The 18,756-nt window shown below is 52.9% G+C and carries 15 protein-coding genes; 10 read left to right on the forward strand and 5 right to left on the reverse strand.

The annotated features are described in order from the left end of the window. Positions 1–2: 2 nt before the first annotated feature. The 5 genes from WDY75_RS01125 (at position 3) to WDY75_RS01145 (ending at position 7,110) form a co-directional block, all read left to right on the forward strand. Positions 3–1,514 (forward strand): cation acetate symporter, encoded by a 1,512-nt coding sequence (locus WDY75_RS01125; RefSeq protein ID WP_063478092.1) that lies wholly within the window; start codon positions 3–5, stop codon positions 1,512–1,514. A gap of 156 nt (positions 1,515–1,670) precedes the next feature. Continuing rightward, entirely contained in the window at positions 1,671–3,203 is a 1,533-nt protein-coding gene (locus WDY75_RS01130) for a cation acetate symporter (protein WP_063479717.1), read from the forward strand. Between the two features lie 204 nt (positions 3,204–3,407). After that, complete coding sequence (locus tag WDY75_RS01135) at positions 3,408–4,703, forward strand: GntP family permease (RefSeq protein ID WP_006207092.1); 1,296 nt, start codon at positions 3,408–3,410, stop codon at positions 4,701–4,703. A 51-nt stretch (positions 4,704–4,754) separates the two neighbouring features. Next, positions 4,755–5,903 carry a glycerate kinase gene (locus WDY75_RS01140; RefSeq protein ID WP_063478091.1) on the forward strand — a complete coding sequence of 383 codons (1,149 nt, stop codon included), beginning with the start codon at positions 4,755–4,757 and terminating at the stop codon, positions 5,901–5,903. A gap of 172 nt (positions 5,904–6,075) precedes the next feature. Beyond that, positions 6,076–7,110 (forward strand): CdaR family transcriptional regulator, encoded by a 1,035-nt coding sequence (locus WDY75_RS01145; RefSeq protein WP_036640200.1) that lies wholly within the window; start codon positions 6,076–6,078, stop codon positions 7,108–7,110. A 224-nt stretch (positions 7,111–7,334) separates the two neighbouring features. Here WDY75_RS01145 and WDY75_RS01150 read toward each other — a convergent pair whose 3' ends face one another. Continuing rightward, positions 7,335–8,219, reverse strand: a complete 885-nt coding sequence (locus tag WDY75_RS01150) for a class I SAM-dependent methyltransferase (protein ID WP_063478090.1) — start codon at positions 8,217–8,219, stop codon at positions 7,335–7,337. Positions 8,220–8,425: 206 nt separating this feature from the next. Here WDY75_RS01150 and WDY75_RS01155 point away from each other — a divergent pair, with 206 nt between their 5' ends. Together WDY75_RS01155 and WDY75_RS01160 are read left to right on the forward strand one after the other, a co-directional pair. After that, positions 8,426–9,166: an HAD family hydrolase gene (locus tag WDY75_RS01155; protein ID WP_063478089.1), complete on the forward strand. Its 741-nt coding sequence runs from the start codon at positions 8,426–8,428 to the stop codon at positions 9,164–9,166. 316 nt (positions 9,167–9,482) lie between these two features. Beyond that, the gene (locus WDY75_RS01160) at positions 9,483–9,884 is read left to right on the forward strand and encodes a VOC family protein (RefSeq protein WP_063478088.1); all 402 of its coding nucleotides are present in this window, start codon (positions 9,483–9,485) and stop codon (positions 9,882–9,884) included. Between the two features lie 180 nt (positions 9,885–10,064). Here WDY75_RS01160 and WDY75_RS01165 read toward each other — a convergent pair whose 3' ends face one another. Further along, a complete protein-coding gene (locus tag WDY75_RS01165; RefSeq protein ID WP_063478087.1) occupies positions 10,065–10,889 on the reverse strand; it encodes a helix-turn-helix domain-containing protein in 825 nt (274 codons plus the stop codon). Between the two features lie 136 nt (positions 10,890–11,025). On the opposite strand from WDY75_RS01165, the gene WDY75_RS01170 reads away from it, so the two are divergent. Continuing rightward, positions 11,026–12,987: a glycoside hydrolase family 127 protein gene (locus WDY75_RS01170; RefSeq protein WP_063478086.1), complete on the forward strand. Its 1,962-nt coding sequence runs from the start codon at positions 11,026–11,028 to the stop codon at positions 12,985–12,987. A gap of 87 nt (positions 12,988–13,074) precedes the next feature. On the opposite strand, the gene WDY75_RS01175 is transcribed toward WDY75_RS01170, so the two are convergent. Continuing rightward, positions 13,075–13,554 carry a glutathione peroxidase gene (locus WDY75_RS01175; protein ID WP_006207083.1) on the reverse strand — a complete coding sequence of 160 codons (480 nt, stop codon included), beginning with the start codon at positions 13,552–13,554 and terminating at the stop codon, positions 13,075–13,077. Positions 13,555–13,826: 272 nt separating this feature from the next. Here WDY75_RS01175 and WDY75_RS01180 point away from each other — a divergent pair, with 272 nt between their 5' ends. Beyond that, positions 13,827–14,735: an ABC transporter permease subunit gene (locus WDY75_RS01180; RefSeq protein WP_063478085.1), complete on the forward strand. Its 909-nt coding sequence runs from the start codon at positions 13,827–13,829 to the stop codon at positions 14,733–14,735. A gap of 18 nt (positions 14,736–14,753) precedes the next feature. Beyond that, the gene (locus WDY75_RS01185) at positions 14,754–15,653 is read left to right on the forward strand and encodes an ABC transporter permease subunit (protein WP_006207081.1); all 900 of its coding nucleotides are present in this window, start codon (positions 14,754–14,756) and stop codon (positions 15,651–15,653) included. Between the two features lie 133 nt (positions 15,654–15,786). Here the strand turns inward: WDY75_RS01185 and WDY75_RS01190 are convergent, their stop codons facing one another. Next, positions 15,787–17,256 (reverse strand): alpha-amylase, encoded by a 1,470-nt coding sequence (locus WDY75_RS01190; protein WP_063478084.1) that lies wholly within the window; start codon positions 17,254–17,256, stop codon positions 15,787–15,789. A 365-nt stretch (positions 17,257–17,621) separates the two neighbouring features. Beyond that, positions 17,622–18,665, reverse strand: coding sequence for a YeiH family protein (locus WDY75_RS01195; RefSeq protein WP_063478083.1), 1,044 nt, complete (start codon positions 18,663–18,665; stop codon positions 17,622–17,624). Positions 18,666–18,756: the final 91 nt, after the last annotated feature.

An 18,756-nucleotide genomic window follows, 5' to 3' on the forward strand; every position in this document is an offset into this window, starting at 1 on the left:
CTATGGCTATCGCGTTATTTTGCGGGATTGTACTTCTCACGCTGATCATTACCTATTACGCCGCCAAGAAAACAACCAACACCAGCGATTTCTATACGGCTGGCGGAGGACTGAAGGGCTGGCAGAACGGGACGGCCATTGCCGGCGATTATATGTCCGCGGCTTCCTTTCTAGGCATCGCCGGTTCGATTGCTTTGGTTGGATTTGATGGTTTCTTCTACAGCATCGGATTTTTGGTTGCTTATCTGGTTGTACTGTATCTCGTAGCAGAACCGCTTCGGAACCTCGGCAAATATACGGTGGCCGATATGATCGCCGCCCGTTTCTCCGACAAGAAAGTGCGCGGCGTGGCAGCGTTGAACACGATCTCCATCTCCATCTTCTATATGATCGCGCAGCTCGTCGGGGCGGGTGCGCTCATCAAGCTGCTGCTGGGCCTGGACTATGTAACGTCCGTACTGATCGTGGGCGTGTTGATGACGATCTATGTTGTGTTTGGCGGCATGCACGCCACAAGCTGGGTCCAAATATCCAAAGCCGTGCTGCTCATGGCAGGCACGTTCATTATTTCGCTCATTGTATTTGCCAAATTCGATTTCAGCCTGACTCAAATGTTCCATCATATGAAGACGGCCACGCCGCTTCAGGAAGCCTTCCTGAACCCTGGCAACAAATACAAAATCCCGCTGGAGACGCTGTCGCTCAACCTTGCCCTCGTGCTCGGAACAGCAGGACTGCCGCATATTCTGACTCGCTTCTTTACCGTGAAGGACGCCAAGACGGCACGCAGCTCGGTTGTATACGCCACATGGATTATCGGCATTTTCTATGTCATGACGATCTTTCTCGGATTCGGTGCAGCGGCCTTCGTAGGCGCAGCGGATATTACAGCGGTTGACAAAGCAGGCAACATGGCTGCACCGCTGCTGGCTAAAGCCATAGGCGGCGACTTCCTGTTTGCGCTGATCTCGGCGGTTGCGTTCGCGACCATTCTTGCTGTGGTGACGGGGCTTGTGTTGTCCGCCGCATCGGCCTTCGCCCATGATTTCTACGGTCAAATCTTGCGCCGCGGCGAATCTTCGGAGAAGGAACAGCTGAAGATGGCGCGTTACGCATCGATTGGCGTATCCATCGTCTCCATTCTGCTTGCCTTGTTCGCTCAGAAGATGAACGTGGCGTTCCTCGTCTCGCTGGCCTTCGCCGTTGCAGCCAGTGCCAATTTACCGGTTATTCTGTTCACGGTATTCTGGAAAAGATTCAATACGACAGGCGCGATCACAGGCATGCTGACCGGATTGATCAGCACTGTGATTCTCGTGGCCCTGAGCCCGAATATATGGGATCCGGGCGGCAAAGCGATTCTGGTTGGCGATCCGATCTTCCCGATGAGCAACCCGGGCATTATCTCCATTCCGCTTGGCTTCCTGGCAGCTTATGTCGGCACGCTCCTGTCCTCCTCCAAGGATGAGGCCAAATATGCCGAGGTGCTGGTCAAGGCAAATACGGGCGCTTGATTCGATTTGAGCGTGCTTAAGACATTTGTTGAAGAAAAAAGGGCGTATCCTGCTGCTCGTCAGAGCAAAGGATTGTCCTTTTTTTGCCATTTTATCGTAGAATGGGAGAATAACAGCACCTCTGGGGCTGAGCGGAAGGAGGTCATCCAAGTGAACATGTCCGGCATCGTTTTTTTTCTGGCGATTGTGGTTGGCACGTTAATGATTACGTATTATGCCGCCAGGCGAACCACCAACACGAACGATTTCTATGCGGCGGGCAACCGGCTTAGCGGCTTGCAGAATGGACTGGCCATCTCCGGTGACTATATGAGCGCGGCGTCCTTCCTTGGCATTGCGGGTTCCATCGCGGTTTACGGCTTCGACGGTTTCTTCTATTCGATCGGCTTCCTCGCCTCCTATGTCATTGTCCAGTACATCATTGCCGAGCCGCTCCATAATCTGGGCAGGTATACGATGGCGGATGCGGTGGCGGTCCGGTTCGGCGAGAAACGGCTGCGCGGGTTTATCGCTGTCAACAATATGATGATTACCGTGTTCTATATGATTGCCCAGCTGGTTGGGGCCGGATGGCTCATCCATTTGCTATTCGGCCTTGAAACGTCGCTTGCCATCGTGCTGGTTGGCAGCTTAATGACTATCTACGTCACGTTTGGCGGGATGCTTGCGACGTCCTGGGTGCAGATCGTCAAGTCCATACTGCTGGTAAGCAGCACCTTTATCGTGAGCCTGATTGTGTTGGCCCGATTCGATTGGGATCTGCTCGGCTTATTCGCTTCCATGAAGCAGGCAACGCCGCTGCAGGAGCGGTTTCTGATGGCGGGCAATATGTTTGATCAGCCGCTCGATATGCTGTCCTTCAATATGGCGCTTGTGTTAGGGACGGCCGGACTGCCGCATATTATTGCGCGCTTCTACACGGTCAGAGACCCGCTAACGGTGCGCGCTTCGGTAAAGACGGCGACGTTTACGATCGGCATCTTCTACGCAATGACAATCTTTCTAGGCTTTGGAGCCGCCGCTTTTGTTGATTGGTCAGTTTTGTCCGAGCGGGTGGATCTGGCGGCGCCGCTGCTCGCAAGCGCGCTGGGCGGCGAATTCCTGATGGCGTTTGTATCGGCCGTCGCGTTTGCGACTATACTGGCCGTGATCTCCGGGCTTGTGCTGACGGCATCCTCAGCGTTTGCTCATGATGTCTACAGCAGCATCTTCCGCAGCGGGCAGGCGACGGAGGCACAGCAGATGCGAGTGGCCAAGCTTTCGGCCATCGTGGTTGGCATGGCCTCAATTGTGCTCGCGCTTGGCGCGCAGAAGCTGAACGTGGCGTTCCTTGTGTCGTTTGCCTTCGCAGTTGCCGCCTCGGCCAATCTGCCGGTGCTGCTGTTCACGCTATTTTGGCGGAAATTTAATACGTACGGCGCCATGTCGAGCATTGCGGCCGGTTTGATATCTTCCCTGCTGCTCATGGCTATCGGGCCTAATGTAATGGACCCGGAAGCAGGCTGGATTCGGGCAGAAGCGATCTTCCCGCTCAAGCATCCGGGCATCGTGTCGATACCGATCGGATTCGCCGGGGGCATCATCGGCACCGTGCTGTCGGGCAAAGCCAGCTCTACGGGCCAATTCAAGAAGATGCAGGCGATCGCCCATGTCGCTCCGGATGAGATCCGTACGCGTGAGCTTGGCTAAGGCTGACTCCATATGTTTTTTTGAAAACGAGGCTCATCCCATGTCCCATACTTTGTGCATATGCACAATAAAAACCGTTATGGCGTCAATAGGCTTGAATGCGGCATTCCGGTTATACTGAATCCTGTAAGCGCAATCATAGTTTCATAAAGGATGAATACATCATTGTTCACAAGCTATATTGCTTAAGGAGGCATACACAACATGGATGGGACTGTTATACATTGGGGCGGAGCCGTTGTCGGTCTGATTATCGCCATTGTCTTGATTTTTAGAAAAGTAAACCCGGTTTACGCCTTGTTTGGAGGCGCTGTCATTGGCGGTCTGCTGGGCGGAGCCACCATTGATCTGACCGTGCAGTATATTATCGAGGGCACCAACAGTGTCATGGGTGCTGTCGTCCGGGTCTTGGCTGCAGGGGTGCTCGCAGGGATATTGATTGAATCGGGAGCTGCGGAGCGCATTGCCGAGACCATTGTTGCCAAGCTGGGCGAGAAGAAAGCGCTTTTATCCATCGCGCTGGCAACCATGATTATCACCGCGGTAGGGGTATTCATTACCGTTGCGATCATTATCGTAGCTCCCATCGCTTTGTCCGTCGGCAAGAAGATCGGAATTTCCAAAACAGCCTTGCTGCTCGCGCTGGTCGGGGGCGGTAAAGCGGGGAACATCATTTCCCCGAACCCGAATACCATTGCTGTCGCCAAGGGTTTTGACGTCGATCTGGCTCAGGTCATGATCCATGGTTTCCTGCCGGCGGTTGCCGGACTGATTGTCACCATCATCGTGGCGAAGATGCTCACAAACAAAGGGGTTATGGTATCGGATAGCGATCAAGTGGCGGAGGAAGCCGGCAAGAAAGACAAGCCAAGCTTCGGACGTGCGATGGTTGCACCCATCGTGGCCATCGTCTTGCTGGCGCTGAATCCACTGGGAAGCATTCTGGGCATTGAAGCTCTTCAAGCCATCAAGATTGATTCCATGATTATTTTGCCGGTTGCCGGTATCATCGGTTTGATCGCCATGCGACAGACAAAGAGCATCATTGCTTATACCACCTCCGGTTTGAACAAAATGACCGGTACCGCAATCATCCTGATTGGTGCCGGCGCCATTGCCGGCATTATCTCCAAATCCAATCTGAGTGCCGTTGTGGTACAGGGTATCGATGTCATGGGCGTGTCCGGCACATTCCTTGCGCCGCTCGCCGGTATTCTGATGGGAGCCGCTACGGCATCCACATCGACGGCATCCATTGTGGCCGCAGGTTCGTTTGGTGAAGCGATTCTGTCCATGGGGACAGCGCCACTTGCCGCAGCCGTCATGGTACACACGGGGGCAACGGTCATTGACCATCTGCCGCACGGGAACTTCTTCCACGTCACCGCAGAATCGGTGAAGATGAGCATTAAGGAACGGATGAAGCTGATTCCTTACGAGAGCATTGTCGGTCTGACCATGGCCATTGTCGCTACGATATTGTACGGATTTGTATTTTAAAGAGACTACAGCATAGATTTGAAATCAATAAGGATAGGCAGGGGATAAACCATGAAGCAGGATTATGTAATTGTACTCGCGCCCGATTCATTTAAAGAGAGCATGACCGCCAAGGAAGTCTGTGAGGCGATGGAACGCGGCATTCTGAAGGCAAACCCGAATGTGACCTGTATCCATGTGCCGATGGCGGACGGCGGTGAAGGCACGATGCAGTCCCTCGTGGATGCAACGGGCGGCACGGTGCACACCGCGATGGTCACGGGTCCGCTGGGCAATCAGGTGGAGGCGTCTTACGGTGTTTCGGGAGACGGCAGCACCGGCGTGCTGGAGATGGCCAGTGCAAGCGGGATCCACTTGGTGCCCCCGGCTGAGCGGAATCCGCTGGTAACCACGACTTACGGGACGGGTGAGCTGATTAAAGCTTGCCTGGATCATGGCGTGAGCAGGCTGCTGATCGGCATCGGCGGCAGTGCGACGAATGACGGCGGAGCGGGAGTTGTTCAGGCGCTCGGCGGCAAGCTGCTGGATGCGGAAGGGAAGGAGCTTGCTTTTGGCGGCGGGGACTTGGGCCGGCTTGCAAGTTTTGACTTGACCGGCCTGGATTCACGACTGCAGCATGTGGAGGTCGAGGTGGCCTGTGATGTAACCAATCCGCTCTGCGGCGAGACGGGAGCCTCTCATGTGTTCGGACCGCAGAAGGGTGCTACGCCGGATATGATCGAGCAGCTGGACAGCAATCTGCGGAACTACGCCGGGATTATGAAGCAGCAGCTGGGCAAAGATATCGTGGACTACCCAGGGGCTGGAGCGGCAGGCGGCCTTGGCGGGGGACTGATGGTCTTCCTGAACGGGACGCTGAAGAAGGGCATCGATATGGTTGTTGACTATACAGGCCTTGAAGAGAAAGTGCGCCAGGCGGATATGGTGTGGACCGGCGAAGGCGGGATGGACTTCCAGACGCAGTACGGCAAAACCCCGCTGGGCGTGGCGATGGTTGCGAAGAAGCATGGCAAGCCTGTTGTTGCCTTGGCCGGACGGATCGGTGACGGGATCGAGGTGCTGTATGATAAAGGAATGGACGCTATTTTTGGCATTATGCCGGGTGCGGCTACGCTATCGGAAGCACTGGTGAACGGACAGCAGAATGTGGAGAGAACATCGGAGAATATTGTCCGTCTCATGAACTCCTTGAACAAGTAATCATTCATTTCATAGCGAGAGAACAAGGGGAGCTGACCTGAACGGGTCGGCTTCTTTTTCTACCGGCAGGATATGGATTGGAAGCGGGATGTGTAAACTATAGAGAGTGACTCTTGTATTGGGATCTTATACAGGACAGTACATGACAGGCAGGTAAGGAGGGACATAATGCATGAAACTATCACGTCCGCTGGCTGAGAATATCGCCAAAGAAATGATGCGTGTCATTCCTTACAATATTAATGTGATGGATGAGAACGGGGTCATTGTGGGCAGCGGGGACCCAGCACGGATCGGCACGCTGCACATCGGTGCTCAGAAAGCCATTCAGACCGGGAGAATCTATGAGGTCTATGAAGAAGGCGGCGGCATGAAGCCGGGGGTGAACGAGCCTATTGTAGTGAAGGATGAGGTGATCGGCGTGGTCGGCATCACGGGGCATCCCGATGAGGTGAGACCGCTCAGCAATTTGCTGCAGGTGACCGTCGTTCTCCTGATCGAGCAGGAGCGTCAGAACAAGGCCATGTTGAACCAACGCCAAAATCGGGAGAAGTTCTACCATGAGTTATCCTATCGCAAGACACCTTACGATGAACCGTTTCTGGAGCGTGCCGAAGGCTATGGACTGGACCTGACGCGAAAATGCCGGGTGCTGCTCGTGCAGGGCTCTGTGGGAGGCAAAGTATTCCGGGGGCTGCAGCAAGCGTACCCTCAAAGCTGGAATTTGGAGAACGACAAAACCGTATTCTTCATGACAGACGCCATGAAATACCGGAGCCTTCTGGACAAGCTGACCGAGCTGGATGAAGTCCACAGCTTGGGGATTGGGGAGCGGGAGGAGCTGGCTGCCACATCGCTGGAGCAGGCGGTATCCGCTCTGGAGCTGGGCATGAACATCGACCCCCGCCGCAAAGTGAATTTCTACGAGGATTTAAGGTTTCTCATCAGCCTGGCTTATAATTCGGATGACACACAGGCTTCGCTGTATTCGCTTCTGGAGCAGGGCGGAGACAAACTGGACCTCATTGAGACGCTTCAGGTATACATTTCCGAGAATGGGGATCACAACAATACGGTCAAAAGGCTAAATATCCACCGCAATACCCTGCATTACCGGTTAAACCGAATTAAGCAGCTGACAGGCAAAAATCCGCGCCATGTGCTGGACCTGTTCGAATTGTTGTGCAGCTTAATGTGGCGAAAATAAGCAGTGAGGCTGAGCGCGGTCTCGATCTGGAAGGGCTGCCGGTTCTCGCTGACTCTTCCTGCAGAAATATTTCACGGCATATCATCGGCAGGGGCGGTGAAGGGCTGAGAAGAGGTAATGAGAAAGGCGCGCGGCTCTTTTTTGTCTTATGGCAAAAGAGTCCAATGAACAACAGGGCAGCTTCAAAGGCCATTATGACCTTGGAGCTGCCCTGTTGTCTGACTTTATTTAATGCCGAGCCGCATGCGGTAGCTGAGCATCACGGGGAGAGTACGCCCTTGAAAATGCTCCTCGACCAGCGTATGAAACTGTGCAATTTTGTCGTTGATTTCGTTTTGCTTCAGCTTGAATACGGTTTGGATGCCGCCTTGACTGACAGCAAGGCCGGTATAGCGTTCCGCGGTGAACGGCTCCATATGGTGGAATACAATTTCCTTGGAGAAGCGGAACACACCGCTCTCGCGGATGTGCTTCAGATGCTCGTTCTTATTCCCTTTATAGGCCTGCTCCTGAGTATCCACATGGCGGTCAATGATGGTTTCAGCCAGTTCAATCAACTCAAGATAGGTTTGTTCAACTTTCCGGGTGAGGCTTGGCGGCCAGTCGCAGTCATATACAGCGAATATACCGTCCTCGCGCAGCACACGGGATACCTCTTTTAACGTACTGGCAGGGTCCATCCAGTGGAAGGACTGGGAGCAGGTAATGATGTCTGCGGATTGATCCGGCAGTGCCAGCTGATTGGAATAACCGGAGACGAACTTGATATCGGCAGCGTTTCCATGGGGACTGCTGCCTTGCTCTTGCTGCAGCGACTGCCATTTGGCGATAGCTTTGCCCCGCATATCGTCATTCGGCTCGACGCCGATGACTTGGTCCGCGGTATCTCTCCATGCAAACGAGGATAACCCCGTCCCGCAGCCCAAATCGACAACAAGCGAGGGCTTGTGTTCCAAATATCCTGTTAGAAGTGTAACAACCTCCTGAGGAGCTTCCGGGCGATGCTGGTCATAGGTATCCTCAAAGCCGGTGAAACGATCCACATTACTGGCCCGATTGCCTTCGGGAACGAAATCCTTGCTCCACACTTCGGTCATATCCTTGGTCATCGTTATTCATCTCCTTATCCGGGTACATAAGCTGGGCATTGCAATTTGAGCTTGCTTGGCTGTGCGCGAGTCTGGATGAGGACTCCATTGCCGTATCCTGCTGCTTTAATGCCATCATATCACAGCAAGGGAGCTTATCAACAGACGGACTTGACCCAAGCGGTGCCTGTACAGGTACAATAGAGGGACAGGGAGAAGGAAGAGGGATGAATATGAAGAGAACAACATCACCGAAGGGAATCTTCTTCGATGTGGATGATACATTGTATGACCATTTGGCGCCTTTTCGCGAGGCTGTTCAAGAGACGGCCCGTCCAGGCGAGGCATTTCCCTATGAAGCGGCATACCATCGGATGCGATATTACAGTGACCGCTTGTCCGTTGAGCTGGGAGGTGCTGGCACGGCAGCTTACGGGGAAGCCGTCGAGGAGATGCGCAGACGCCGATTTCAATTAGCGCTGGCTGAATTCGGCATCCCACTGTCACTGGAGGAGGCCGAAGTGGTACAGCAAACCTATCTGGATCGGCAGTATACCATCAGAATGTTTGCCGGTGCCCGGGAGCTGCTGAAAAAGTTGGCGGACGCCGGGCATGTGGTCGGCTTGATTACCAATGGACCAGCGGATCACCAGATGAACAAAATAGCGGCTATGCAGCTCGGTGATCTAATCCCGCCGGATCGTTTGTTCGTATCCGGCGCCGTTGGCTGGGACAAACCCGATCCGCGGATATTCCGCCATGTGAATCAGCTGACCGGCACTGCGCCGGAGAGCTCTTATTACATCGGGGATTCATGGCGCAATGATGTGATTGGCGCACTCGCCGCGGGCTGGAATATCATCTGGTTCAATCACCGGAGCGTTGCTCCCGAGTCGGAACATGAGCCGCACCATATTGTCACGAGTTATGGCGAGCTGGAGTTGCTGCTTGATGAGCTGATTGGATAAGGATGAAATGCCGCTTTTAGGCTGCACCGGAGAGTGTTTGATGTTTGGTTAACCCCCCAGACGATGCCCAGGTGGTTGTTTATGATGGAGACCACGAACAAAATGGCCCGAAATGAACCGCGTGTGGATGGAACCTGGGAGATCACTGTGCCTCATGAGGAAGACTGGTTGGCAGAGGATATCGAACAAGCACGGACCGAATACCATGACCAAACCGAGCATGGCTGGTGTTATATGTTTGAAGGGTTGAAGCAGCTGCTGGAGACAGGAAAGATGAATGATCTCGATCCAATGAACAAGGGAGCGTGTTTTATAGATGAAGAGTATAACCCCGTTTCTGATGTTTCAGGGCAATGCGGAAGAAGCCATGAACCATTACATTTCCATAATCGAGGATTCCGAGATCACGAGTATCGACTTGTACGGCCCGAATGAGCTGGGAACCGAGGGAAGTGTCAAACATGCGACCTTTACATTAAAGGGACAGACCTTTATGTGTATTGACAGCAATGTGCAGCATGGTTTCACGTTCACGCCTTCATTCTCCATCTATCTGAGCTGCGAGTCGGAAGCGGAGATCGAGAAGCTGTACGGGGCATTAATCGATGGCGGAAGTGCTATGATGCCGCTGGGCAACTATGGCTTCAGTGAACAATTTGGCTGGATCGCAGACAAGTTTGGCGTGTCATGGCAGCTGGATCTGCCAAACAAAGCATAGTGTCAGGCAGCCGATCTAAACAGGACGGGCCCAAGTGGGGCCGTCTTTTTTTTATGTGCTGGTACTGCAAGATGCCGTGCAGCCGCTGCCGGGTGTCCAGAATCAAGAACTATCTCCTTGTTGTCCTCTGACCTAAATGATCACTTCATGTGGTCATGATCATGACTCTCCATATCCCGCTTATTCCGTATACTGCTTACGGAATTGCAGCGGCGATAGGCCGAAACGCGCGGAGAAGCGGCGGGAAAAATAGGGCGGATATTGAAACCCAACATGCTCTGCAATATGCGACATGGACCACCTTGTGGTCAGCAGCAGCCGCTTTGCCTGATCCAGGCGGTATTGAAGCAGATACTCTGTTGGGGTTACGCCATGCGATTCTTTCATGCAGCGCGTCAAATAATTGTAGTGAAAATGCAGGTCTGCCGATAACCGCGCATTGCTGATGGGTTCGCGATAGTGCATTTTGATATAGGATTCCACTTGTTCCGCCACTTTGCGCACCCGCGACTGTTCCTGGTCGGACCTCGACGGATCAAGCAGCTGCAGCAGCTCAATAAACAAGGTTTGTTCCCGCCAAAATGCGGTAGACCTCGGTTCGGTTGCCAATAGGTGCAGAGACTCGAACTGTTGGTAAACTTGCTCCGGATAGGGTATACGACCTTGTTTGGGCAGCTCAATACTGTGTGAGATTGAATCATGTCCGGTTATACCCGGTGTCAGGGTCTGAAAATGCAGCCAGTAGAAGGACGTTTCTTCTCGGCAATCCTGTACCGCGAAGTGGTAAGCATCGGGGAGCAAGACGACCATATCCCCCGCACACAGTTTCCAGTGCTGCTTCTCTTCGCCCAAGAACAGGCAGCCGCTTTGCACCAGGATGAGATCGAAGACGCCAAGGTTTCTTCGGTTCGGATGCGACTCACCCGGCATATAGTGTGTTTTACCTGATTCAAGGAAGAAGGGCAGCGGCAGGGAAGGGAAGGCAAGAACGCTTCGTTCCGTCACGGATTCACCTCCAAGGGATGTGTGAGATTGTATAAGAAATTAGGTCATTTTTGATATCGTTTTCATCCTATCATAGATCGTAGAATGGGAAGTGTCGAGGCTTTATCCTATCGAAACTCAAAGGAGTGTATTGAAGATGATGACTCTTGCTTCGCGTTCTGCTGCCGTACCTCTTAAGCAAGTGAAACTGGCGGACCCGTTCTGGTCCCGTTACATAGAGCTGGTAAGGGATGTGGTGATTCCGTACCAGTATGAAGCCCTGCATGATCGAATCCCGGGTGTCGAGCCAAGTCATGGCGTCTCCAATTTTCGAATCGCTGCCGGCAGGGACAAGGGCGAGTATGGCGGGATGGTATTTCAGGATAGCGATGTTGCCAAATGGCTGGAGGCTGCGGCGTATTCGCTTGCCATTCACCCGGATCCGAAGCTGGAAGAGCAGGTGGATCAGCTGATTGATCTTGTGGCCGCTGCCCAGCAGCCCGATGGATACCTGAATACGTATTTCACGGTGAAGGAGCCGGAGAAGCGCTGGACCAATCTGACGGATTGCCATGAGCTGTACTGTGCCGGACATATGATGGAAGCCGGGGTAGCGCACTATCTGGCAACAGGGAAGCGGAAACTGCTGGATGTGGTGTGCCGCCTGGCGGATTATATCGATTCCGTTTTTGGACCTGAGGATGGAAAAATCCACGGATTTGACGGGCATCAGGAGATCGAATTGGCGCTTGTCAAACTGTATGAGGTGACCCGGGAGCCGAGATATTTGAGCCTGAGCCAGTATTTCATAGATGTGCGCGGCACGGAGCCTCACTTCTTCCTTCAGGAGTGGGAGCAGAGAGGGCGGAAATCATTCTACTCCTCGGTAGCCAACCCGCCGCACTTGCCTTATCATCAGAGTCATCTGCCCGTAAGGGAACAGAGGGAGGCTGTTGGACATTCGGTCCGGGCCGTGTACATGTACACGGCCATGGCGGACTTAGCGGCCAGAACAAAAGACCCCGCTCTTCTGGAGGCTTGCGAGAACCTGTGGTTTAACATGGTCCATAAACAGATGTACATTACCGGAGGCATCGGTTCAACCCATCACGGAGAGGCGTTCACGACGGATTATGATCTGTCGAACGATACGGTGTATGCCGAGACCTGTGCCTCCATTGGTTTGATCTTTTTTGCCAGGCGCATGCTGGAGCTGGCACCCAAATCGGAGTATGCGGATGTGATGGAGCGCGCGCTGTTCAACACGGTCATTGGCAGTATGGCTCAGGACGGGCGGCATTTCTTCTATGTCAATCCGCTTGAGGTATGGCCTGCGGCCTGTCGCCATAATCCGGGCAAGTTCCATGTGAAGCCGGTTCGGCCGGGCTGGTTCGCCTGCGCTTGCTGTCCGCCGAATGTGGCGAGACTGCTGTCTTCGCTGGGTGAATATGTGTATACGATGAACGAGGATACGCTGTACACCCATCTATACATGGGGGGTGAAGCATCGGTTCAGTTCGGGGATGTGCCTGTGAAGGTCATTCAGAACAGTGTGCTGCCTTGGAATGGGGACGTCACGCTTACTATCCAGCCGGAGAAGGCTGTTGAGTGGACGGTGGCTCTCCGCATGCCGGATTGGTCCCGCGGCAAAGCAGATTTGCGCTTGAATGGGGAAGACGTGAGCATAGAGGATGTTATGAAAGACGGCTATGTCTACATCAAGAGAGTATGGGCGCCGGGAGATACCCTGGAGCTGGAGCTCTCCATGGAGATCCATCAAGTAAGGGCTAATCCGAATATACGGGCTAACGCCGGTAAAGCCGCAATCCAGCGTGGACCGTTGGTATACTGCCTGGAAAGCGTAGATCATGGAGCGCCGATGTCGTCCGTATCGCTAGCTCGCGAGCCTAAGCTGAGCTCACGGTTTGATCCCGATTTTCTCGGAGGGGCGGTTGTCATTGAAGGGGAAGGCTGGCGTGAAGAAACCGGTGACTGGGGCGATGATCTGTATCGAACGTCGCCAACGCCGCTGCGTCCCGCAGCGCTCAAAGCCATTCCGTATTATTTATGGGGCAATCGTGGCGAGAATGAGATGACGGTGTGGGTGCATTTGCAGTAAATGAAGCCAAACAGCAGAAAGTGCTTGCTCAAGGTCGGTTGACCTCGCGCAAGCCCTTTTTTTATTCGAATGTATGCAGCTCCAGATTTATTTCAGCAGCTTCTTGATATCTTCTTCCATCTTCTCCGGGGTATCCGTTGGCGCAAAGCGTTTAACCACCTTGCCGCTGCGGTCCACCAGAAACTTGGTGAAGTTCCATTTGATTGCTTTAATGCCGAGCGCGCCGGGGGCTTCGCTGGTCAGGTGTTTGTAGAGGGGATGAGCTTGCGAGCCGTTTACATCAATCTTGGAGAATAAAGGGAAGGTTACGCCATGATTGAGCTTGCAGGCTTCCTCAATCGCGGAATCCTCCTCCAGCTCCTGATTCATGAATTGGCTGCTGGGGAAGCCAAGCACGGCCAATCCCTGATCGCGGAATGTCTGATGCAACTTCTCCAAACCGTCAAATTGAGGGGCAAAGCCGCATTTGGTTGCCGTGTTTACGATGAGCATCACCTCACCCTTGTAGGGCTCGAGTGTTTGGGACTCGCCGCGTATCGTTTTTACTTCATATTCATAAATGGACATCGCCGTAGAACCTCCTCTGATAGGATGTATATAGAAACAGAGTATATCCTTTTACCATGGATTGCAATTTAATAGAACCGTGATATCAGGTTATACATGCTATAAATATGACAGATCAAGGAGCACAATACATGATGTGGAAAATATAAAGTAAAAATTTGTATTTTTATCTGGACGTATTTAGGAAATATGTGATAGTAGTAGAATAAGTAGTTAAGCAGATGAAGCAAGACAAGAGGGGTACTGCTGAGACTTTTGTTTGGGAGGACAATATGAGATTAAGAACACAAATGCTCAAAACGACGGTGACCAGTCTGCTCGCTTTTATGTTCATCGTCCTGATTGTGCTGGTTCCAAGGGATTTGAATCTGTCGCTGGACGGCTATTTAGTGGTGACCAATTATTCCTTTGATCTGGGCCAGTATGTTACGTACATCCGTGACTATTTTGCAAGCGCTGTTCAGAACGGGACGCTCGGGGGAACGCGGTATATCGGCCAGTCCTCGGAAGCGGCTGCTTTTGAAGCTGTTGGCAAAAGCCTGCTGGTTATTGTATCCGCTTTACTGATAGGATTCGTGTTAGGTATTCTGAAGGGAGTTCTGGACTACAAATTGTCCAAGACCAAATTCAGCGTGCTGGGGCACTGGACGACATGGTTGTTCCAGTCCATTCCGGATTTTTTCCTGATGCTGATCGCCCAATGGGTGCTCATTAAGCATGTTCCGGCTATCCGTTATTTTGCGGTTGACGGCTGGGAGGCTTTCGTGCTGCCTTCGCTGCTTGTCTCAATTTACCCGATATTTTTTATTGCCCGGATCACGTCGGCTTCGCTACTCGCACAGGAAGGCAAACTATACATACTGCTGGCTAAAGCCAAAGGGCTGAGTGACCGGAAGGTCGTCTACAAACATATGCTGCGAAACGGCATCGCAACCATCCTGACCCATCTTTCGGGTCTGCTGGTCTTCATCTTGTCGAACCTGCTCGTGGTGGAATATTACCGCAACTATCCGGGAGCGGCTTGGAGATTGTTTCAGGCGCTGGATTTCAATACGTTCAGCGGCACCGGCGGCAACTATGAGCCGGGTGTCATTATTTATATCGCATTTTCCTTCATGGTGCTGTTCATGATCGTTCAATGGATCAGTCATTCGGCACGCAAGTACTTTGATCCGCGATAAGAAACGAGGTGAGTTATCTTGAAGAATTTCCCTTTATGGATTGGCGGCATTCTGCTTGCTTTCTTTGTCTTTGTTATGCTGGCGGGGCCGTACATGCCCTTCATTGATAAGGATTTGAAGAATGAACCCTCCAGATGGGTCATGAAGGACGGCAAGCAGAAGCTGACCCTTCCGCCTTATAAACCTTCTTCGAAGAACTGGCTTGGATCGGATAAGAGGGGGGTCGATAACTTGAGCAAACTGGTTGTGACCGCCAAGGATACGATTCTGCTGGTGCTCGCGATTACGGCTGCCCGATATGCGATCGGGGTGCCCCTGGGACTGATCGCTCGTAAGAAAAAGGGCTTCACCCACCAGTTTATTACCTTCTGGAACCAGATGTGTTCCTATTTGCCGCCGGTCTTCGCATCCGCGCTGCTGCTTGCGCTTCCGTTCTTTCTCTTCTCCCAGCAGCGGATGGGCTGGGCCATACTGATTCTGGCCAGCGTTGAAGCCGGGCGGGTGGCCATCACGATTCAGCAGCAGGCCCACAAGATGGCAAGCGAGCCTTACATGGAAGCCGGAACCGCGTTAGGTCTTCGCACGAGGACGTTGACGAAGAATTACTATATCCCGGTCATGTTCCCCGAAGTTATCGTCAACTTCTGTTTGGATATGGGGAAGGTGATGCTCCTCCTCGGTCAGCTTGCGATTGTGAACATCTTTCTTGGTCACGAGTGGAAGGAAGTCAACTATTATGTCATGGAATTCGTGGAGACCGGGTACAACTGGGCGACGATTCTGTCCAAGAATCGAGCGGACATCTGGTTAGGAAAGTTCCAATTCGTTGTGTATCCGGCATTTGCCATGATGCTGCTGATCATAACGTTCAACCTGTTAGGCGAAGGCTTGCGCCGTCGTTTTCAGGTTAAGGGCTGATTAGAGCCCGGCCGTTAACGTCAAAAAAACCGGAAGAATGAAGGCTATCGCAAGGCGCTTCCCATGTGGAGGCATACCTGGCGGAGAGCCATTCTTCCGGTTTTTATAGTCTCCTGTATAATGTGTCCGCTGTTTAAGCTTCTACGGGAAGCTCCGGGTGAGCCCAGACGGACACACTCCCGCCGTTAACCGGAAACAGAGCGAACCCGTCCTCACCGATCGTGATCCGGTCCTTCCGGGTGCGAGTCAGATCCACCCATATCTCTCCGGCGCGATGCTCACCAACAAACATTCTCTTCTCCCCGGCATCCCCGTTGGCGATCACCACGGCACAGCCGGAATGCTCGATTTCCTCGATCCCCCGGCGGACCCAGCCAATCGTGTTCGGATGGTCAAAATAATCATCCTGCTCGCCATACGCCCGGTTCACCCTGGCATACAGCAGCGGGTCAATGGCCTCTCTCTTCCCGGGAATGGGCTTCTCGCCGCCGATCCCGTAATAATCTCCGTAGAAGACGGAAGGATAACCGTCCTTGCGCAGCAGAATCAGCGCATAAGCGCTCTGTTTAAACCAGTCCTCCACCCACGATTCCAATGATTCCTGCGGCTGTGAATCATGGTTGTCCACAAACGTAACGGCATTCATGGGGTGCGATGCGACGAGTGTATCGTCGAAGATCTTTCGCAGATCGAAGGAACGGCCGGCTTTGGAAGCAGCTTGGAGTTTGTAGTGGAGGGAAACATCAAACAGATCGATTTTGTAATCCACCGTATCCAGGAAATGCCGGCAGTCCTCAAGCTCGGGATTCCAGAACTCGCCCACGATGTAAAAATCCTCTCCACGTTTTTTCTTCATGGCTGCGGCAAATTCTTTAATGAAATCATGGTTGATGTGTTTGATGGCATCAAGCCGGAACCCGCTGCATTGCAATGTATCCACGAGCCACTGGCCCCAGGCGGTCATTTCCTTGCGTACGTCCGGATGACCGTAATCTATGTTGGCAAACATCAAGTAGTCGTAATTCCCGAATTCATTGTCCACCTTGTCGCTCCAAGATTTATTCTCGCCCACAATTCGGAATATGCCGGAGCGCTTGCTCTTATCATCATAGTCGGTTCCATTAAAGTGATTGAAATTCCATTGGAACGAGGAATACTGATCACCGCGGCCAGGGAAGGTGAATTTGGTCCAGCCCTCGATCTCGAACGGCTTGGATATATCCTTCGTCCGATCCATCTCATCAACCTGAATAACCTGAAACCGCTCGGTTTCATCAGCACCCGCCTTATGGTTCATCACCAGATCCACATAGACGGCAATCCCGTGCTTGTGGCAAGCTGCAATGGCATCGGTTAGTTCCTGCTTGGTCCCGTATTTGGTGCGAACCGTTCCCTTCTGGTCAAACTCCCCCAGATCGTACAGGTCATACACCCCATACCCGTTATCCTCGGCGGAGGATGCTTTGGTCACGGGGGGAATCCAAACCGCATCGATTCCTGCCTTACTCAGCTCCGGTGCTGCGCTTTTGAGTCGGTTCCAGTGCGAGCCATCGGCTGCAACATGCCATTCGAAGAATTGCATAATCGTATGATTTCGTTGCATACTTCCATCTCCTCTACAATGATAGCTCTGTATAAATACTGCGTGCTAAATCTCAAATACCCAAGAAAGCAGGGGAGCTAAACCTTTGTGCCCGATGAGTGGGTCCAATTGCTTTAGTTTTACCCTAAAATGGAAGGAAAAAGACGGGGGTTCTTCATCGACAGAAGAGCAAGAAACGGACATGACACCGGAGGCATTTTCTTCAAATATAAGGTTGCAGCTCTCTTATTCCAATAGTTCCCTCAATTCAGCATCCACACACCTCTTCCGCTTGGTTCATCTGTGCAAAAAAAACCATCCCCTGCGCATGAATATGCGTGAGGATGGTTTTTGGTTCGTACACAATGGCTGCCGATCCCGCTCACTCAAGCCATAGCATAGGTAAGCAGGATCAGCAGCGCAGTGGTGATGGACATGGCCAGCAGCGGCCGCCATGCGCTGCGCAGATCCTTCAAGTGGACATTCAGGCCAAGTCCCACCATCGCCATGGCAAGAAGGAAGGAAGCTGCCTGAGAAATCGTATCCTTGATCGGCAGAGGAATGATCGGTTGTCCGGTCCATTCCCAGCTTCCCAGTATACTCGCTGCAATGAAGCCTAGCAGGAACCAGGGGAACTCCATCTTCGTGTGGCTCTCGATGCGCCCGGTACGTTTCATCCAGAGCATGAGCACGACACTGAGCGGTACGAGCAGAAATACCCGTCCCAGCTTGGCAAGCAAGCTAATGGCCAGCGCGTCCTCACCCGCCGGAGCGGCTGCGAGGGCTACATGGGCAATCTCATGCAGACTTACTCCCGACCACACACCATACTGGGTGTCCGTCAGAGGAAGCAGCGGCTGAACGAGGGTGTAGCCAATGGCAACAATGGTTCCAAGAAAGGCGATAAGGCCCGCTCCAAGCGCCGTGTCCTTCTCCTTGGCCTTCACAATGGGGGACACGGCGGCAATGGCAGCCGCGCCGCAGACACCGGTTCCAATGCCGAGCAGAAGGGACAGGGACATGTCGGCTTTAAGCCATTTGGCAATTAGCAGCGTCAGCCCAATGGCTACAACAACGCTGATCACATCCTTCAGCATCAGGCCCAGGCCTTGCTGGAACACGATGCCGATATTCAGCTTCAGGCCATACAGAATGATGGCCAGACGCAGCAGCCGCTTGGCTGTGAATTGAATGCCGATGCGCAGCCGCTCCGGGTAGCCGCGCAGCTGCCGGTATAAGGCGGCGATCAGAATCGCCCAGGCAAGCTGGCCGAGGTAGCCAAGACCCGGGATGCTTGCTAGTGCGTAGCCCATGAGGGCAATGACAAAGGTGAAGGCAATGCCGCCTGCGGCGGCAGGCAGTGTATCATGTGTCCAACGAACCAGGCGATGGACGGTTGCTTGTGATTTGGAATAGGCTGGTTCAGTCATAAGGTCTAACCTCCGATTCGTTCGGTTGGTCTGAACCCATCGTATCCCATTCGGCTGGATAAGAAAAATAAATCATTATAATAGTCATCAT

Source organism: Paenibacillus glucanolyticus, from assembly GCF_037333485.1.
In the GTDB taxonomy this organism is placed as follows: Bacteria; Bacillota; Bacilli; order Paenibacillales; family Paenibacillaceae; genus Paenibacillus_AQ; species Paenibacillus_AQ glucanolyticus.